General features: G+C 70.4%; 13 protein-coding genes and 1 riboswitch. Of the genes, 4 read left to right on the forward strand and 9 right to left on the reverse strand.

All coding sequences use genetic code 11. From position 1 onward, the window contains the following. Nucleotides 1-99: 99 nt before the first annotated feature. From ABIA33_RS01045 to ABIA33_RS01060, 4 genes are all read right to left on the reverse strand, one after another. Nucleotides 100-1,485 (reverse strand): sugar porter family MFS transporter, encoded by a 1,386-nt coding sequence (locus ABIA33_RS01045; protein ID WP_370075852.1) that lies wholly within the window; start codon nt 1,483-1,485, stop codon nt 100-102. A 379-nt stretch (nt 1,486-1,864) separates the two neighbouring features. Then, nucleotides 1,865-2,521: an MSMEG_1061 family FMN-dependent PPOX-type flavoprotein gene (locus tag ABIA33_RS01050; RefSeq protein WP_370075854.1), complete on the reverse strand. Its 657-nt coding sequence runs from the start codon at nt 2,519-2,521 to the stop codon at nt 1,865-1,867. Between the two features lie 74 nt (nt 2,522-2,595). Continuing rightward, on the reverse strand, nt 2,596-3,399 hold the full coding sequence (locus tag ABIA33_RS01055; RefSeq protein WP_370075856.1) for an SDR family oxidoreductase: 804 nt from the start codon (nt 3,397-3,399) through the stop codon (nt 2,596-2,598). A gap of 96 nt (nt 3,400-3,495) precedes the next feature. Next, nucleotides 3,496-4,182 carry an XRE family transcriptional regulator gene (locus ABIA33_RS01060; RefSeq protein ID WP_370075858.1) on the reverse strand — a complete coding sequence of 229 codons (687 nt, stop codon included), beginning with the start codon at nt 4,180-4,182 and terminating at the stop codon, nt 3,496-3,498. 190 nt (nt 4,183-4,372) lie between these two features. Between ABIA33_RS01060 and ABIA33_RS01065 the strand changes: the two genes are divergently transcribed. Next, entirely contained in the window at nt 4,373-5,227 is an 855-nt protein-coding gene (locus ABIA33_RS01065) for a hypothetical protein (protein ID WP_370075860.1), read from the forward strand. Between the two features lie 85 nt (nt 5,228-5,312). Here ABIA33_RS01065 and ABIA33_RS01070 read toward each other — a convergent pair whose 3' ends face one another. From ABIA33_RS01070 to ABIA33_RS01080, 3 genes are all read right to left on the reverse strand, one after another. Beyond that, on the reverse strand, nt 5,313-5,525 hold the full coding sequence (locus ABIA33_RS01070) for a DUF397 domain-containing protein (protein WP_370075862.1): 213 nt from the start codon (nt 5,523-5,525) through the stop codon (nt 5,313-5,315). Between the two features lie 205 nt (nt 5,526-5,730). Then, complete coding sequence (locus ABIA33_RS01075; RefSeq protein WP_370075864.1) at nt 5,731-6,591, reverse strand: helix-turn-helix domain-containing protein; 861 nt, start codon at nt 6,589-6,591, stop codon at nt 5,731-5,733. 190 nt (nt 6,592-6,781) lie between these two features. Continuing rightward, nucleotides 6,782-7,504: a GPP34 family phosphoprotein gene (locus ABIA33_RS01080; protein WP_370075866.1), complete on the reverse strand. Its 723-nt coding sequence runs from the start codon at nt 7,502-7,504 to the stop codon at nt 6,782-6,784. Nucleotides 7,505-8,824: 1,320 nt separating this feature from the next. Between ABIA33_RS01080 and ABIA33_RS01085 the strand changes: the two genes are divergently transcribed. The 3 genes from ABIA33_RS01085 to ABIA33_RS01095 all read left to right on the forward strand — a co-directional run bounded on the left by ABIA33_RS01085 (nt 8,825) and on the right by ABIA33_RS01095 (nt 13,298). Further along, on the forward strand, nt 8,825-10,216 hold the full coding sequence (locus ABIA33_RS01085) for a D-alanyl-D-alanine carboxypeptidase (protein ID WP_370075868.1): 1,392 nt from the start codon (nt 8,825-8,827) through the stop codon (nt 10,214-10,216). Between the two features lie 235 nt (nt 10,217-10,451). Then, a riboswitch (cyclic di-AMP (ydaO/yuaA leader) is annotated at nt 10,452-10,605 on the forward strand. Next, a complete protein-coding gene (locus ABIA33_RS01090; protein WP_370075870.1) occupies nt 10,590-11,855 on the forward strand; it encodes a transglycosylase family protein in 1,266 nt (421 codons plus the stop codon). (Overlaps the previous riboswitch by 16 nt.) A gap of 330 nt (nt 11,856-12,185) precedes the next feature. After that, nucleotides 12,186-13,298: a chemotaxis protein gene (locus ABIA33_RS01095; protein ID WP_370075872.1), complete on the forward strand. Its 1,113-nt coding sequence runs from the start codon at nt 12,186-12,188 to the stop codon at nt 13,296-13,298. Nucleotides 13,299-13,392: 94 nt separating this feature from the next. Here ABIA33_RS01095 and ABIA33_RS01100 read toward each other — a convergent pair whose 3' ends face one another. Further along, entirely contained in the window at nt 13,393-13,995 is a 603-nt protein-coding gene (locus tag ABIA33_RS01100; protein WP_370075874.1) for a hypothetical protein, read from the reverse strand. Nucleotides 13,996-14,024: 29 nt separating this feature from the next. Further along, nucleotides 14,025-14,612, reverse strand: coding sequence for an HdeD family acid-resistance protein (locus ABIA33_RS01105; protein ID WP_370075876.1), 588 nt, complete (start codon nt 14,610-14,612; stop codon nt 14,025-14,027). Between the last annotated feature and the right edge of the window lie 79 nt (nt 14,613-14,691).

The raw sequence follows: 14,691 nt of genomic DNA on the forward strand, positions 1-14,691 counted from the left end.
TCCAGTCCGGGCCTTCCCGGGCCTTTGCGGGCCGGTCCGGCGCCCGACGCGGTGGGTCGCTGTCGTTCCGCGACAGCGGCCCACCGCGTGCGTCGGGGGTCAGGCCGCGGCGCGGTCGCGCAGCCCGAGCTCGATCTGCTCCAGGCTGCGGCCCTTGGTCTCCGGGACCAGCCAGCGGACCAGGAAGAACAGCACGGCGTTGATCGCCGCGAACACGTACATGGACTTGCCGATGCCCAGATGGTTGTGGTCGGACATGATCGGGAAGACGGCGGTGATGATGCCGGTGGACGCCCACAGCACCACCGCGCCGACGCCCATGCCCGCGCCGCGTACCTTCAGCGGGAAGACCTCCGCCATCATCACCCACACCACCGCGCCCCAGCCGAGCTCGTACCCGGCCAGGTAGAGCACCAGCAGGATCACGGCGAGGGTGCCCAGGGTGTTCTTGTCGTGCACGTTGATCACCACATAGCCGGTCAGCGCGAGCGTGACGACCATGATGACGTTGCCGATGAGCAGCAGCGGCTTGCGGCCCCAGCGGTCCACCACGAAGACCACCCAGGCGGTGAACGCCAGCTTGGTGACGCCCAGGATGATCGCCGAGAGCAGGGCGGTACTGGTGGTGAAGCCCAGCGAGACCAGCATGGTGGGGAAGTATGCGTTGATCGCGTTGACGCCGCTGAACTGCTGGCCGACGGCGAGCAGCAGGGCGACGAACAGCATCGGGCGGATCCACTTGGCGCCCAGGTCGCGGATGCGGCCGGTCTGCTCGGTGTCCAGCCGGATCACCTCGCGGATGGTCTCGACCTCGGCGTCGATGTCGTCGGCGGCGTGCGTACTGGCGAGCACCGCGCGGGCCTCGTCCTCCTTGCCCAGGTTGAGCAGCCAGCGCGGGGTCTCGGGGAGGAAGGTGAGACCGATGACCAGGATCACGGCGGGGACCAGCGCTCCCGCGAACATCCAGCGCCAGGCGTGGGAGGGGGCCAGCCAGTAGTCGACGAGGAAGGCGATGAGGATGCCGCTGACGATGAAGATCTGGTTGAGCGAGGACATCGCACCGCGCAAGCGGCTGGGCGCCAGCTCGGAGAGGTACGTCGGCACGGTCGCGGAGGAGCAGCCGACGCCGAGCCCGATGATGGCGCGGAAGGCGACCAGCAGCCCGAAGCTGGGCGCGAGGGCGCAGGCGACGGTGCCGACGATGACGATGCCGCCGGCGACCATGATGCTGCGGCGCCGGCCGATGCGGTTGGTGAGGCGGGCGGCGAGCCCGGCGCCGATCATGGCGCCCACGGAGAGGCTGGCGGTGACGACGCCCTTGTCGAATCCGGACAGGTGCCAGACCTTGGAGATCACGACCAGGATGCCGGCGATGACGCCGAGGTCGTAGCCGAAGAGTATGCCGCCGAGGGCGCCGAAGAAGTACAGCGTGGTCGGATGGATCCTGCGCAGGGAGGAGGGCGGTGCCGCTGCGGTTTGGGTCATGCTCGATCGCCTCGTCTCGTTCACGTTCCGGGTGGGTCGGTTGCGCGCTTCGCAGGACCGGATCCGGGGTGCACGGGTGGGGCAGCAGATTGTTGTAAGGATGTCTGACGAACATGCTCTCGCTTCGGGATTGAAGCGCGCTCCTGACCGGGGGTCAAGAGCGCGCGTTCACATCCACGTTCGGTGGATGGAGTGATTTGTCTGCTGACATCCTCTTTGTATGAGCTCAATCGTTCATGTTCGTGAACTCAGATCGACATGCGGAACGATTTTACTCGTCCTTGACTCTCCTGGTGATTGCTTGAAGCGCTCGGGGCTCACCACCATGAACACACGCTTCGTCAGGACCGCATCCAGCACACAGGCAGGAAGGAGTACCTCACTCGTACCGATAGGTCAGGGACTCCGACTCCGCCTGCCTGATGTCCGCGAGAGTCAGCTCCGGCATCCGCAGCTGAGCCAGCGTCACCTCGGCCGAGCTCGGCTGGGCGTCCGCCGCGAGCCACTGCTCCGGCTTCCAGGCGGAGCTGCGCATCAGCGCCTTGGGGCAGTGCGGATACACCTCCTCGATCTCCATCACCAGGGCGCTCACCGGCGGCTTCCCCACGGCGGTGAGCTGGTCCAGCAGCTCCGGGCGCGCGCTGACGCAGGCGCGGCCGTTCACCCGCAGCGTGGTGGTGCGGCCGGGGATCACGAACAGCAGCCCGGCCCGCCCGGTGGCGATCACGTTCCGCAGCGTGTCCAGGCGCTTGTTGCCGGTCGCATCGGGGATCGCCAGGGTGCGCGGGTCGAGTACGGAGACGAACCCGGCGGGCCCGCCGCGCGGCGTCACATCGCAGTTGCCGTCGGCATCGGCGCTGGCCACGAACACCAGCGAGGCGCAGCCGATCAACTGGCGGGTCTGTTCCGTCAGTTCGTTCATCTGCTTGCGCACGGCGGCGGTGCTGGGCTCGGGGTATATCCCGCGCAGCGCGTCCAGGTCGTGGACGGAGTCGGCTCGGAAGGCGTCGAAAAGGCCGGACGTGGTCGTGGTCATGCTCCGACCCTAGGGTCCTGACCAGGTGTGATGCCAGGAGTTTCGGCGCATCGAGCCGTGCTCCGGCGGAGGCGTCAGCGCATCAGCTCCCCGGCGTTGACCAGTAGGGACTGTCCGGTGATCGCCCGCGCCCGGTCCGAGGCGAGGAACAGCGCCGCCTCGGCGACGTCGCCGTCGGTCGCCAGCTCCGGCAACGCCATCCGCTCGCTGAGCCGGCCCTGCACCTCCGCCTCGGGCACGCCTTCGGTGCCTGCCGTCCACTGCACGTACGCAGCGACCGCCGGGCCCCACATCCATCCCGGCAGGACCGTGTTGACCCGGATCCGGTCCGGCCCCAGCTCCCTGGCCAGCGAGTACATGGCGGAAGTCAGGGCTCCCTTGGAGGCGGCGTAGGCCGCCTGCCGGACCTGGCTGGGCGCGGCCACCGCCGACTGGGTGCCGATGAACACGACCGAGCCGCCGCGCTCGCGCAGTGCGGGGAGGCACGCGCGGGTGAGCTGCAGGGTCCCGATCAGGTTGACGTCGAGAACCCGGCGCCAGGAGGCGAAGTCGGCGTCGGCGAGGCCGCCGAAGTGGGTGTCCAGGGCCGCGACGTGGACGACGGCGTCGATCCGTCCGAAGCGCTCCACGGCGAGAGCGGCCAGCGCCGCGCAGGCGGGGTCGTCGGCGATGTCGGTGGAACGCCAGGCCGTACGGGCGGCTCCGCCGCGCCCGGCCTGCGCCGCCTCGATTTCCGCGGCGACCTTGGCGAGGTTCTCCTCGGTGCGGGCGCCGAGGACGACGTTCGCCCCGTCGCGCGCGGCGCGGACGGCGATCTGCTGGCCGAGGCCGGGTCCCACCCCTGACACCACGACCGTACGGCCTTCCAGAAGCAGCATGTCCCGACCACCCTCCCGGTATCTGATGGTGCGTCAGCTTAGGTGGGGCGGCGGGGGAAGACCAGGCCCGTGCACGCTTCCTTCGGCCGCTGCCGCTCAGCTGTCGAGCAGCAGCCAGAAGCGCTCCGTCAGCTCCTCCGGTCCAGGCGGCGGCTCGGCCTCATCCGGGCTGTCGCCGCCCCACAGCGCCCCGGAGGTGTGGCCCTCGTCGTGGAGCACCCGCAGCGCGTGGTCGATCCACTCCCGGCCCAGCGTCGGGACCAGTCGTGCCAACGCCTTCGCCTGCGGCTGCCAGCGGCCGTCGATCGCGCGCTGGAGCAGCACCTGCAGCTCCTCGCCCCGTCCGGTCGCGGCCACCAGGGCGCGCGGGGTCAGCCGCAGCGCCTGTGCCAGCAGATAGGTCTCGTCCTCGTCACCGGTCCACCGCGGGGTGGCTTCCAGCTGCGCGTACACCCTCGGCGTGAGGCCGAGCTGGCGGGCGAGCTCCTCCGGCGGCAGGCCGAGCGCCAGTCGGTGGTCGCGGATGCTCACAGCCCGTCCGCCCATCAGCTGGCCCGGCGGGCACCACAGGGCGCGGGCCAGGGCCACCAGCTGAGCCTCACTGGGGAGCAGCTCTCCGGTCTCCCAGGCGATGACCTGCGGCGGGACGGCGTACACCCCGTGCGAGGCCATGGCACGCGCCACCATCACCGGGCTCAGCCCTAGAACGCCCCGCGCCGCACAGGCGGCGGCGGGGTCGAACGGCACGGGGGCGGCGACAGGTACTGACGTGCGTCTTCGCATGTCGGCTGACGATATGTCCGACTCGCGGTGATGCCCAGGATCGGATCCTCCCAAGCGACCGCCGCAAGCCCGGGTCCGATGTGTCGGATCCGACGGTCGACTGCGGGCCGCAGCCGGGCCGTCTATGGAAACCTCACCTGATCTGACGTACCGTCAGCCAGTCTGGGGACGACGGCTGCGGAGGTCTGGTATGGCAGGCGACGAGGAACTGACGGACGACCTGGGGCAGTACGCCGCGCTCGCCTCACGCGGGCCCTACGGCGTGGAGATCGGTTCGGCGCTGATCACCATGGTGGAACCGCACCCCGGACACGAGTACGGCTACAACCGCTGGTACGAGGACGACCACTTCTACGGTGGCGCGATGGCCATGCCCTGGATGTTCGCGGGCCGGCGCTGGGTGGCCACCCGCGACCTGCAACTCCTGCGGTACCCGGAGAAGTCGGCCGTCGCCGAGCCGGTCACGGCGGGCTGCTACCTCTCCGTCTACTGGCTCACCAAGGGCCGCCACGAGGCGCACATGCGCTGGACCGTCGCGATCAACAAGCGGCTCAACCGGGACGGCCGCGTCTACCGCGACCGGACCCACGTCTTCACGTCCTTCCAGGAGCACGCGGGCGTGGCCTACCGGGACGGCGCGGCCGGTCCGCGGGACGTCCATGCGCTGGACCACCCGTACGCAGGGCTGGTGCTGCAGGTGATCGACACCCCCGACGCGGAGCAGCGCGACCGCCTGTTCGACTGGCTGCTGGAACGCGGCCTGCCCGGCAAGCTCCGCAGCGGCGGCCCGGCCGCGATGTGCGTGCTGTTCCGGCCGCTACCGCTGCCGGTCGACAAGATGTCCTACGTGAAGCCCGTGGACGGCACCGACACCAGGATCACCCTGCTCTGGTTCCTGCAGCAGGACCCCCGCGCCTGCTGGGACGCCTTCACCGGCCTCGACGCGCAGGTGGCGGAGGCGGTCCCGGGCGCGCGGGTGGAACTCGTGGCGCCCTTCGTCCCGACGCTGCCGGGCACGGACGTGTACGTGGACCAGTTGAGGTGAGGGAGAGTCAGCGAGAGACCCCCTCCCATCCACTCAGGATTCGGACGAGGGGGCCTCAGGGGCCTGCGACCTGCTCCCCAGGTCGTCAGCGCCCGTCGAAGGAGTCGCTGCTCACTTCCTTGATGAAGGCCGCCCACGCCTCGCTGGTGAAGGCCAGCGAAGGCCCCATGGGGTCCTTCGAGTCGCGTACCGCCACGCCGGTGTGCGGGGCCGCGACCTCCACACACTGACCGTTCCCCGAGTAGGAGGACTTGCGCCAGTTGAGGCTGTTGGCGTCGTTGGGGTTGCTCTGGTTCATGAGATTCCTGCTCCAGACTCAGTGCTCGTCCCCGTCAGCCGACACAGGATGCGCTGTGCCGCGTCGTGGGTTCTCTCGACTTGTGGCTACTGTGCCCCCGGAAGCGTGCAGTCGGCAAAGGAGCGAGCGTAAGGGCCCCCCAGCTGGGGGGAACTCTGCCTGATTCGGTCGAGATTGGAGTACTGCGGCTGTATCCTCCGCGCGGTCACCTCGTGAACGACTTGGCGATCTTGTCGATCAGGTCGCGCGTGTGGTCAGGATTCAGCGCCTGGGCACGAAGGTGCTCGTACATCATCGAGTAGAGCCGAACGTCAGTTTCCTTCTCCAGGTACAGATCGCTCGTCACCCCTTCGAGGTACACGACGTTGGCATCGAGTGCGTCCTGGAACTCGAGGATGGAGAACGTTCCGCTCATCCCGGGGTGTGCGCCGACGCTGTAGGGGAGGACCTGGACGGTGATGTGGGGTTGGAAGCTTCGCTCGATCAGGTGCTCCAACTGCTCCCGCATCGTCGCCGGGCTGCCCACCTCGCGGTGGAGCGCCGCCTCGTCGATGACAGCCCACAGCCGCAACGGGCTGTCCGGGTCCTTGATCAGATCCTGCCGGACCATGCGGATGTCGGTTCGCTTGTCGATCTGCTCGGGTGTCGCCTCGGGTTGGATGCCGGCCACGACGGCGTGGGCGTATTCACGCGTCTGCAGCAGCCCCGGCACAAAGAGCGACTCGTAGTTCCGTACCGCGATCGCTTCGGCCTCCAGGCCGATGTAGACGCTGTAGGGGACGTCTCCGAAGGCGTGCCACCAGCCGCGCTGGCGGGATTCCCGAGCCATCGTCATCAGGCCGTCGACCATGGACTCGTCAGTGACGCCGTAGACCTCGCAGAGGTCGCGGACGTCGCGCTGGCTGATGCTGCGTCGGCCGTTCTCCAGCCGGCTGATCTTCGACTGGGAGACCAGCAGTTGCTGGGCCACGTCCTCAGCGGTGAGACCCTTCTGCTCGCGCAGCCTGCGTAGCTCCGCGCCGAGCCTGCGACGGCGGACGGTGGGATTGATGCTGGCGGACGACACAGGTCCTCCGGCTCTCGTCTTGGCGGCAACGGGATTGGTTGGAATCCCTTCTCTCCAGCAGGATGCCACCGTGAGGGGTCCTCATGTGGGCCAATCCGCTGGGATCAGGGCGCGCGCGCAAACGCCGACCGCCGCCCCCCGCCGCGAGGGTGGTCGCGGCAAGGGACGGCGGTCGGCGGATCAGGAGGGGTCAGCGCGCGGCGGCACGCACCATCCCCGGTAGTGCGGAAGGGCGTCCGGTCGGCCGGGCAACCGGCCGTCCGGGGGCGGTACCCCGGACCTGGGGCGCGGGAAGACCGTTCTGCACGTCCATGACGGCGTGCGCGACCATCCCGCCAAGCGGGTCGTACCGGATCAGGTCCCGGAGGCGTGACCTCGAGGAGCGACCCTCGTTACCCGGGTAGAGATGCTTCCCAAGACCCACGGCGTGGGCCAGGGCTGCCAGCGCGGCGGTCCGGGGGTCCGGGGGTACTCCGGTCCGGATGGCCGTGTCCAGCCGTTCCTTGATCGCGCTGTTCGTGCAGTCGTCGGACGCCTGGTACCGCGTCGTCGGCAGTACCCCGCACACCTGTCCGGGCACTGCCCGCACCATGTCGCACCGCTCCAGGTGCGCCAGGTACGTCTGGCGCAGCCCCAGGCGGGGCCCGCCGATCCAGTGCACGGCACGCACCGCACTGCCACGTCTGCGCAGCAGTTCGAGCGCGTGGTCCAGTGTCGGGTCGCCGGTCGGTCGTGGATTCACCACGGCGATCCGGTCCCCGTCCGGGACTATTCTTCCAGCCATGGCCAGCTCGACGAGCTGTGCCCCGGCCAGTCCGAGGTCAAGGGTCTGCGGTTGCGCGGTGGTCCCGGTCTGCGGGTCCAGCGCGAGCAACAACAGTTCCTCGGGAATTGTTCTGCGGCTCTTGCCCATCCAAGCCTCCCCGCGTGGATGAAGACAGAGTGACGCCTCTCACACCCTGCTGTCGAGAGTGCCTCGAGAGTGACACGACACCGTGATCTCGGGAACCGTCCCGGCGAGCCTCACGTCTGCCAGTGGAGTGGCTGGTACGACAAAGGAATCGCCGGTGAGAGCCGCTGCGAGCCAGCGTTGTCGTGGTTGTGAAAGAAACTTGAAGGAGGGGCGTCCGGTTCCGGGCGCTTCTTCGGGCGTGCGAGGAGGTTGGGTTACGTGGGCGAGTCCCCCGACAGGGTGGAGCGGAACGGCGAAGCGGGCGGGAGTCGGGCGGCGAAGCCCGAAACCTGGCTCGCTCGGTCCGGCACGGCCGAGGCCGACGCCGAGGCCGGAGCCGCCGCCAGGCGGGACCCCCGGGAGAGCGTGCGCGTCTCGCCTGCCCCCGGCGCGGGCGCGGATGACCGCGTCGCCGAACCCACCAGCCACGAGGTGCGCGTCGACTCGCCCACGACGGCACTGCGCGTTGCTCTGGACGAGCCCACCCGCACGCTCCGCCAGTCCGCTCCCCCGGACGACGGCGCCCGGGAGCATGTCGAGCCCGACGCGGACGGCCAGGCGCCGCGGGCAGAGCAGGAGGTAGAGGTATACGCAGAGGCAGACGCAGAGGCAGAGGCAGAGGTAGAGGAGCAGGAAGAAGCGGTCGCCGCCGATCCCGGCACCCCACCCACCGACACCCCTCCGCCCCCCGCCCCAGCCCCGACGTCGGCTCCTGCCTCGGCTTCAATCTCAACCCCGGCTTCGACCTTGGCTCCGACCCCAACCTCGGAACCGACTCCGACCGCGCCGACGGAGTCGACCTTGTCTCCGGCTTCGGCCCCATCCCCGGCCTCAGCGGCGGCTCCCACCCCGGCTTCGACCTCGGCCCCAACCCCGGCCTCAGCGGCGGCTCCCACCCCGGCTTCGACCTCGGCCCCAACCCCGACCTCGACTCCGATCCCAGCCTCGCCCTCGACCACGACCACGACTTCGGCCCCAGGCCCGACTCCGACCCTGACCTCGGCCCCGACGTCGGTCGCAACCCCAGCCCCGACCTCCCCGCAGACCCCAGCCCCGGCCTCCGCGCCGACCCCAGCCCCGACCTCCCCGCCGACCCCAGCGCTGGCCTCGGCTCCGACCTCCGCGTCGCCTTCGGCCCCGGCCTCCGCGCCGCCCTCGGCTGCACCGCCCGCGGAGCGCGCCCCGCACGCCCCGCGCGGCTCGCACCCGGCAGGCGCGCGGGCGTACGGCGAAGGGGCGAGCGCAGCGGCGATCGCCGCTGCGGCCGAGCAGACCCGGCCCATGTCGCAGGTCGCCCCGCCCCTCCCCGACACCGCAGTCTCCCCCGCCGAGCACCGGCCAACTCCCGCCGCGATCCAATCGTGGGACGCCTCGCCCTCCCCCGAGACGACCTCCGAGGCACTGGAGATCCTGGCCACCCTCAGCAGCCGTCCGGCCTCCCCGCTCCGCCGCGCGATCAAGCGGATCAGTCTGTGGGGCGGCCTGCTGTGCCTCGTCCTGGCGATCCTGGCCGTGGTCCAGGTGCTGCGCCCGCTGCCGAAGGTCAACCTCCGGCTGACCGCCGACTCGACCTACGCCTTCACCGGCTCCACCCCGGCCCTTGCCTGGCCCGCCAGCGGGCAGGCGACCGCCGAGGTCCCCGGTCTCGGCACCCTCGGGCACAGCGGCTCGGACAACCCGGTGCCGATCGCCAGCGTGACCAAGGTGATGACCGCTCATCTCGTCCTCAAGGACCACCCGCTGAGCACGGGTGAGCCCGGGCCGACGATCACCGTCGACCACCAGGCCGCGCAGGAGTACACCACCGGCCTGGCCGGCGGCGAGTCCGTGATGAAGGTCACCGAGGGTGAGCAGATCAGCGAGTACCAGGCCCTGCAGATGCTGCTGATCCCCTCGGCGAACAACATCGCCCGCCTGCTCGGCCGCTGGGACGCGGGCTCTGACGCCGCGTTCGTGACGAAGATGCAGGCCGAGGCGACGGCGCTGGGGATGTCCAAGTCGACCTACACCGACCCCAGCGGCCTCGACGGAACCACCAGGAGCACCGCGAACGACCAGCTCAAGCTGGCCGGAACGGTGATGCAGGACCCGGTCTTCCGGGAGATCGTCAGCACCCCCTCGTTCACTCCGCCCGGGAACGCGTTGACGTACAACAACAACAATCTGCTGGGCAAGAACGGCGTCATCGGCATCAAGACCGGCTCCAGCAGCGCGGCCCTCGGTTGCCTGATGTGGGCGGCGCAGCAGCAGATCGGTGGCACCACGCAGACCATCGTGGGCGTGGTGCTGAGCCAGCCTGCCTCGAAGAGCACCGGCGGCTGGCTGCCCTCGGTGCTGATCAACAGTCAGAAGGTCGTCGTCAGTGCCGAGGGCACGCTGCAGGCGCACACCGTCGCGAAGAAGGGCGACGTGGTCGGCTACGTGGACGACGGGCTCGGCGGCAGGACCCCGGTCGTGGCCTCCAAGGACGTGACGGTCGTCGGCTGGAGCGGGCTGTTGGTGAACGTCACGCTGGTTGCCGCCGACGGCGGGGTTCCGCACACCGGCACGGCGGGCACGACGGTCGGCATGCTGGAGGTGGGATCCGGGCAGAACGCCCAGAAGATCCCGGTCACGCTCCAGCGCGAGCTGTCCCAGCCCTCCCTCGGAGCCAGGCTGACCCGACTCGGGTAGCCGCTTCCCTCCTTCTCCCAGTGACCCGGTGCACCTGTGCACCGGGTCACTGCCGTTCGTGCGGGTGCGGTGATCCATTCAAATGCCCACATAACGGCACCAGGTGGGACCACCGGCGGTGACGGGCATCACAAACCATTGTGGTTTCAACGGCCGCCTGCCTAGCGTGCGAGGCGTCCGCACTTATGCGGAACAGACACCTCCGGAACGCCGAGTCCTGCCACCGGAGGCGTCGAGACCCGACACACCGCACCACGGCAGGAGCGGGGGACCCAGGTAAGTCGCCGCGATCACGCGATCGCGGCTAGGGGTGAAGCCGTGCAGCGCACGGCCGGGCAACTCCAGCCCGAATCCGACAGCTCACCTCGTAGGCGTGGGAGAGGAACTCTTCTTCATGCTGTCCAGCACCGGGCGCCGTCGTGCCCCGAAGGCCCGCCGCAACACCACCCAGCGCCTTATCGCCTCGGCCGGCCTGACCGGCGTCGGCCTCGCCATCCCCCTGGTCAGCGCGACCACCGCCTCTGCCGCCTCCGTCTCGACCTGGGACGCGGTCGCCCAGTGCGAGAGCACCGGCAACTGGTCGATCAACACCGGTAACGGCTACTACGGCGGGCTCCAGTTCTCCGCCTCCACCTGGGCCGCGTACGGCGGCACTCAGTACGCGTCCTCGGCCGACCAGGCCACCAAGGACCAGCAGATCGCCGTCGCGGAGAAGGTCCTCGCCTCGCAGGGCCCGACCGCCTGGCCCGTCTGCGGCCCGCAGGCCGGCCTGAGCCAGGGCGGCGCACCCGCCTCCGTCAACACCTCGTCGTCGTCCACGACCTCCTCGTCCTCCTCGGCGTCCGCGTCCTCCGGCGCCACCACTCCTTCCACCCACTCCGCGTCCACCTCTTCGACCACCACCCCGTCCGCCGGCACCACCGCCGGCAACTACACCGTGGTCTCCGGCGACTGGCTCTCCACCATCGCCGGCAAGGAGCACGTCTCCGGTGGCTGGCAGCGCCTCTACGCCCTCAACAAGTCCACGCTGACCGCGGGCCCGAACGTGATCTACCCCGGTCAGCGTCTCTCCCTCGGCGGCGGCGTCGCGTCCAAGTCCTCCACCAGCTCGGACGCCGGCTCCAGCACGAGCTCCAGCACCACCGCCAGCACTGACGCCGAGTCCGGTTCCGACGCCGCCTCCGCTGCCGCCTCCCACTCGGCTTCCGGCTCCGGCTCGGCGGTCACGCAGGCCACCCAGGCCGTCTCCGCCGCCACGACCAGCAGCACCGTCAGCGGCAACATGGCCGCCGCGGTCGCTTTCGTGAAGGCGCACGTCGGCGACGCCTACGCCTACGGCGGCACCGGCCCGTCCAGCTGGGACTGCTCGGGTCTGGCGCAGGCCGCCCTGGCCCAGGCCGGGATCTCCATCCCGCGCACCAGCCAGGAGCAGGCCTCCGCCAGCACCCGCGTCTCGCTGAGCTCGCTTCAGCCCGGTGACCTGCTGTTCTGGTCCAATGACGGCACCGCTGCCGGTGCATACCACGTCGCCGTCTACGTCGGCGGCGGCGAGTACGTCGAGGCCGCCAACCCGGGCGCCGGTGTCAAGACCGACACCATCAGCAACTGGGCGCCGGACTTCGCCGGCCGCATCAGCTGATCGCAGCTCTCCTGCCTCACCGCCCGGCATCGTGCCCCTGCAGCCGACGAACCGTCAGCCGCAGGGGCACGATGCTGTCGGCTGGGCCGCCGCCGCTGACGCGGAGCGACGTCTCGCAAGCGCGCCTCGCGCCTCCTTGCCGGGCATCGCGGGTCGGCCGTGGTTCGATATGAACCAGTTCGCGGTATTCGCTTCCCGCCCGTTTCGCGCGCCCGGCCGAGTCGCGGCCGGTGTGCGGCGCTGGTTTCCTGGAGCAGGCGCCCGGTCCGCTTCGCGGGGAGGCGTTCACCCCGGTTCACGCCGAGCCAGACCACAGGAGAGGGCGCACCATTGCACACCATCGAACTGACGCCGGCCGTGTTGGAAGACCTTCGGCGTCCCCGGCGCTACCCGGCCGTGTCACTGCTGATGGCCACGCACCGCCGCGAACCCGACAACGCACAGGACCCGATCCGGCTGCGCAACCTGCTGGCCGAGGCGAAGAAGCGCATCGCGGCCGACCCTGAGGTCTCCCGGGAGAGCCGGATCGACCTGGAGCGGCAGCTGGACCAGGCCGCGTCCCAGGTCGACCTGGTCCATGCCGAGGACGGCCTGCTCATCCTGGTCGCGGCCGGTGAGCACCAGGTGTGGCAGTTCGCCGCGCCCACCGCCCCGCCGGAGCGCGTCCTGCTGGAGTCCACGTTTCTGACCCGGAACCTGATCGCCGCCCGGCAGTACCGGCGCCCGTACTGGGTGCTGACCCTGTCCTTGCAGGCCGCCCGACTGTGGGAGGGCACCGAGGACGCGTTCGCCCCCGTCACCGGACACGGGTTCCCGGTGGAGCCCGAGATCCCCGACCCGCAGGACGCGATCCCCGGGCCGAACTTCGGCAACCGTCCCAGTTCAAAGCGCGACGAGCGGGTGCGCCAGTACCTCCGGTCGGTCGACAGCGCGCTCGGCAAGGCCCTGGCCGCGGAGCGGCGGCCGGTCTTCGTCGTCGGTGCGATCGGCGACGTCACCCGCTTCGAGGAGGAGTCGGACCATCAGGTGGACGTGGCCGGCCGGCTGGACCACGGCGGGCTCGACCAGGTGACCGGGCACCAGCTCGCCGAGCTGCTGCGCCCCACCTTCGCCGCACACGCGAAGGCGCGGACCGCGTGGGCCCTGGACCGGCTCGACGCAGCCCGCGGGCAGCGCCTGTTCGCCGGCGGCGTCGACGAGGTGCGGCAGATGGTGCGGGCCGGACGGGTCGCGCTGCTGCTGGTCGAGGAGCACCTGCAGGTGTCCGCTGAGGCGGTTGGCGAGCATCTGGTCGTCCCGTCGGGCGGCACGACCCGGGCAACCGTGGACGACGTGGTCGACTCGATCGTCGAGGCCGCGGCGGACTCGGGAGCAGAGGTGCGCTTCGTTCCCGACGACACGCTCAGCGACGACGGCCGCATCGCCGCTGCGCTGCGCTACTGACGGCTACTGGCTACTGGCGGCTGCTGACGCGTGCCGCAGCCCCGCCGCCCGCCCCGCCCTCTTTCCGGGGCCGGCGGCGGGGCTGCGGCACGCGTCAGCCTGGTCCGTGCGAGAAGGGGTTGCCGAGGCTGCTGGTCCTCAGGGCAGCCCGCCGGGCCTTGAGATGCTCCTCGCGTGCGGTCCTGGCGGCGGCGCGAGTGGCGTGGTGTGCGGCCCTCACGTCGGCTCCCGCCGCGTCGGCCGGGACTCGGGTGAGGGTGCCGTGGTGCCGGGCGGCAAGCTCGTCCGCGACGGCGGCTCTGACCTCGACCGCGTCGACGAACAGGGCGGTGCCGCCGACGGGGATTCGCTCGCTGAGCATGCGCAGGTGATCCTCGATGCCGCTCTCCGCGTGCGTCGTGTCCACCTTCGTGTCCACGACATCGCCCGCCGCAAGGCCGGGCGTCCAGCCGAGCAGGACGCCCAAGGGGCCGCCCACGACGGCGATCACGTTCCCCAACAGGCCGCCTGAGAGGCTGTCCGCGTCCCCGGGCGTCGAGCTGAACGTGTCGGCCGTGCGCAGCACTCCGTCGCCGTCGCGCTCGACGACGGCGGCCTGGAGCAGTCCCGGCAGGAGATCCGTGATCTCGGCGAAGGCCTCGACAGTCTGGTCGCGCTCGGGAAAGGCGAACAGCAGGATGTTGCGCTCCTGGCTCATGACGTCACCTCACATCGCGGGCTCCGCCCTCAGATCGCGTGCTCCGCCGCGCGGACGCTGCCTCGGAGCGAGAAGGCGATGCAGACCTCGACGACGCCCACAGCCAGCAGCCACCAGCCGGCCAGCAGCGTCAGTGCCGAGACGGATCTGAGCGGCTCGACGACCAGCAGGATTCCGCCCAGCACGGTGATCAGGCCCAGGAACATCTGCCAGCCCCGGGCCGGCATGCCCGGTTCCGAGACCGCGAGCGCGACCAGCGTGACGCCGCGGAACAGCCAGCCGAACCCGATCCACAGCGCGAGCAGCACGATGGACTGGTCGAAGCCGCGGAAGCAGATCAGGCCCAGCATGATCGACAGTGCGCCGCCGACGAAGCTCAGCACCCTGGCGGCGGTCTGCACATGGATCGCGAAGGCCACGATCACCTGGAGAATCCCGCTGACCAGTAGGTAGATCCCGAACAGCACGCCAACGACCCGCAGCGTCTGATGCGGCCAGGCAAGGATCAGCACGCCCAGTGCGATCGAGCAGAGGCCGGCCGTCAGAACGGTCTGCCATGCGGAACGGGCCAGCACCGCCAGCGGCGTGGCAAGCGAATCATCCAGTTTTGCACCCATGTCAGCATCATCCGGCGGTCCCTTCGGTGCCGCCTGTCGAACCGGCACCACACCGGCCGACCGCGCCGGTCGTTCCGGT

The organism is Streptacidiphilus sp. MAP12-16, assembly GCF_041262165.1.
Taxonomy (GTDB): domain Bacteria; phylum Actinomycetota; class Actinomycetes; order Streptomycetales; family Streptomycetaceae; genus Streptacidiphilus.

Coding starts and splice junctions, on each gene's coding strand:
- ABIA33_RS01045 (WP_370075852.1), bottom strand. CDS start 1,485: ATGACCCAAACCGCAGCGGCACCGCCCTCCTCCCTGCGCAGGATCCAT.
- ABIA33_RS01050 (WP_370075854.1), bottom strand. CDS start 2,521: ATGACCACGACCACGTCCGGCCTTTTCGACGCCTTCCGAGCCGACTCC.
- ABIA33_RS01055 (WP_370075856.1), bottom strand. CDS start 3,399: ATGCTGCTTCTGGAAGGCCGTACGGTCGTGGTGTCAGGGGTGGGACCC.
- ABIA33_RS01060 (WP_370075858.1), bottom strand. CDS start 4,182: ATGCGAAGACGCACGTCAGTACCTGTCGCCGCCCCCGTGCCGTTCGAC.
- ABIA33_RS01065 (WP_370075860.1), top strand. CDS start 4,373: ATGGCAGGCGACGAGGAACTGACGGACGACCTGGGGCAGTACGCCGCG.
- ABIA33_RS01070 (WP_370075862.1), bottom strand. CDS start 5,525: ATGAACCAGAGCAACCCCAACGACGCCAACAGCCTCAACTGGCGCAAG.
- ABIA33_RS01080 (WP_370075866.1), bottom strand. CDS start 7,504: ATGGGCAAGAGCCGCAGAACAATTCCCGAGGAACTGTTGTTGCTCGCG.
- ABIA33_RS01085 (WP_370075868.1), top strand. CDS start 8,825: ATGTCGCAGGTCGCCCCGCCCCTCCCCGACACCGCAGTCTCCCCCGCC.
- ABIA33_RS01100 (WP_370075874.1), bottom strand. CDS start 13,995: ATGAGCCAGGAGCGCAACATCCTGCTGTTCGCCTTTCCCGAGCGCGAC.
- ABIA33_RS01105 (WP_370075876.1), bottom strand. CDS start 14,612: ATGGGTGCAAAACTGGATGATTCGCTTGCCACGCCGCTGGCGGTGCTG.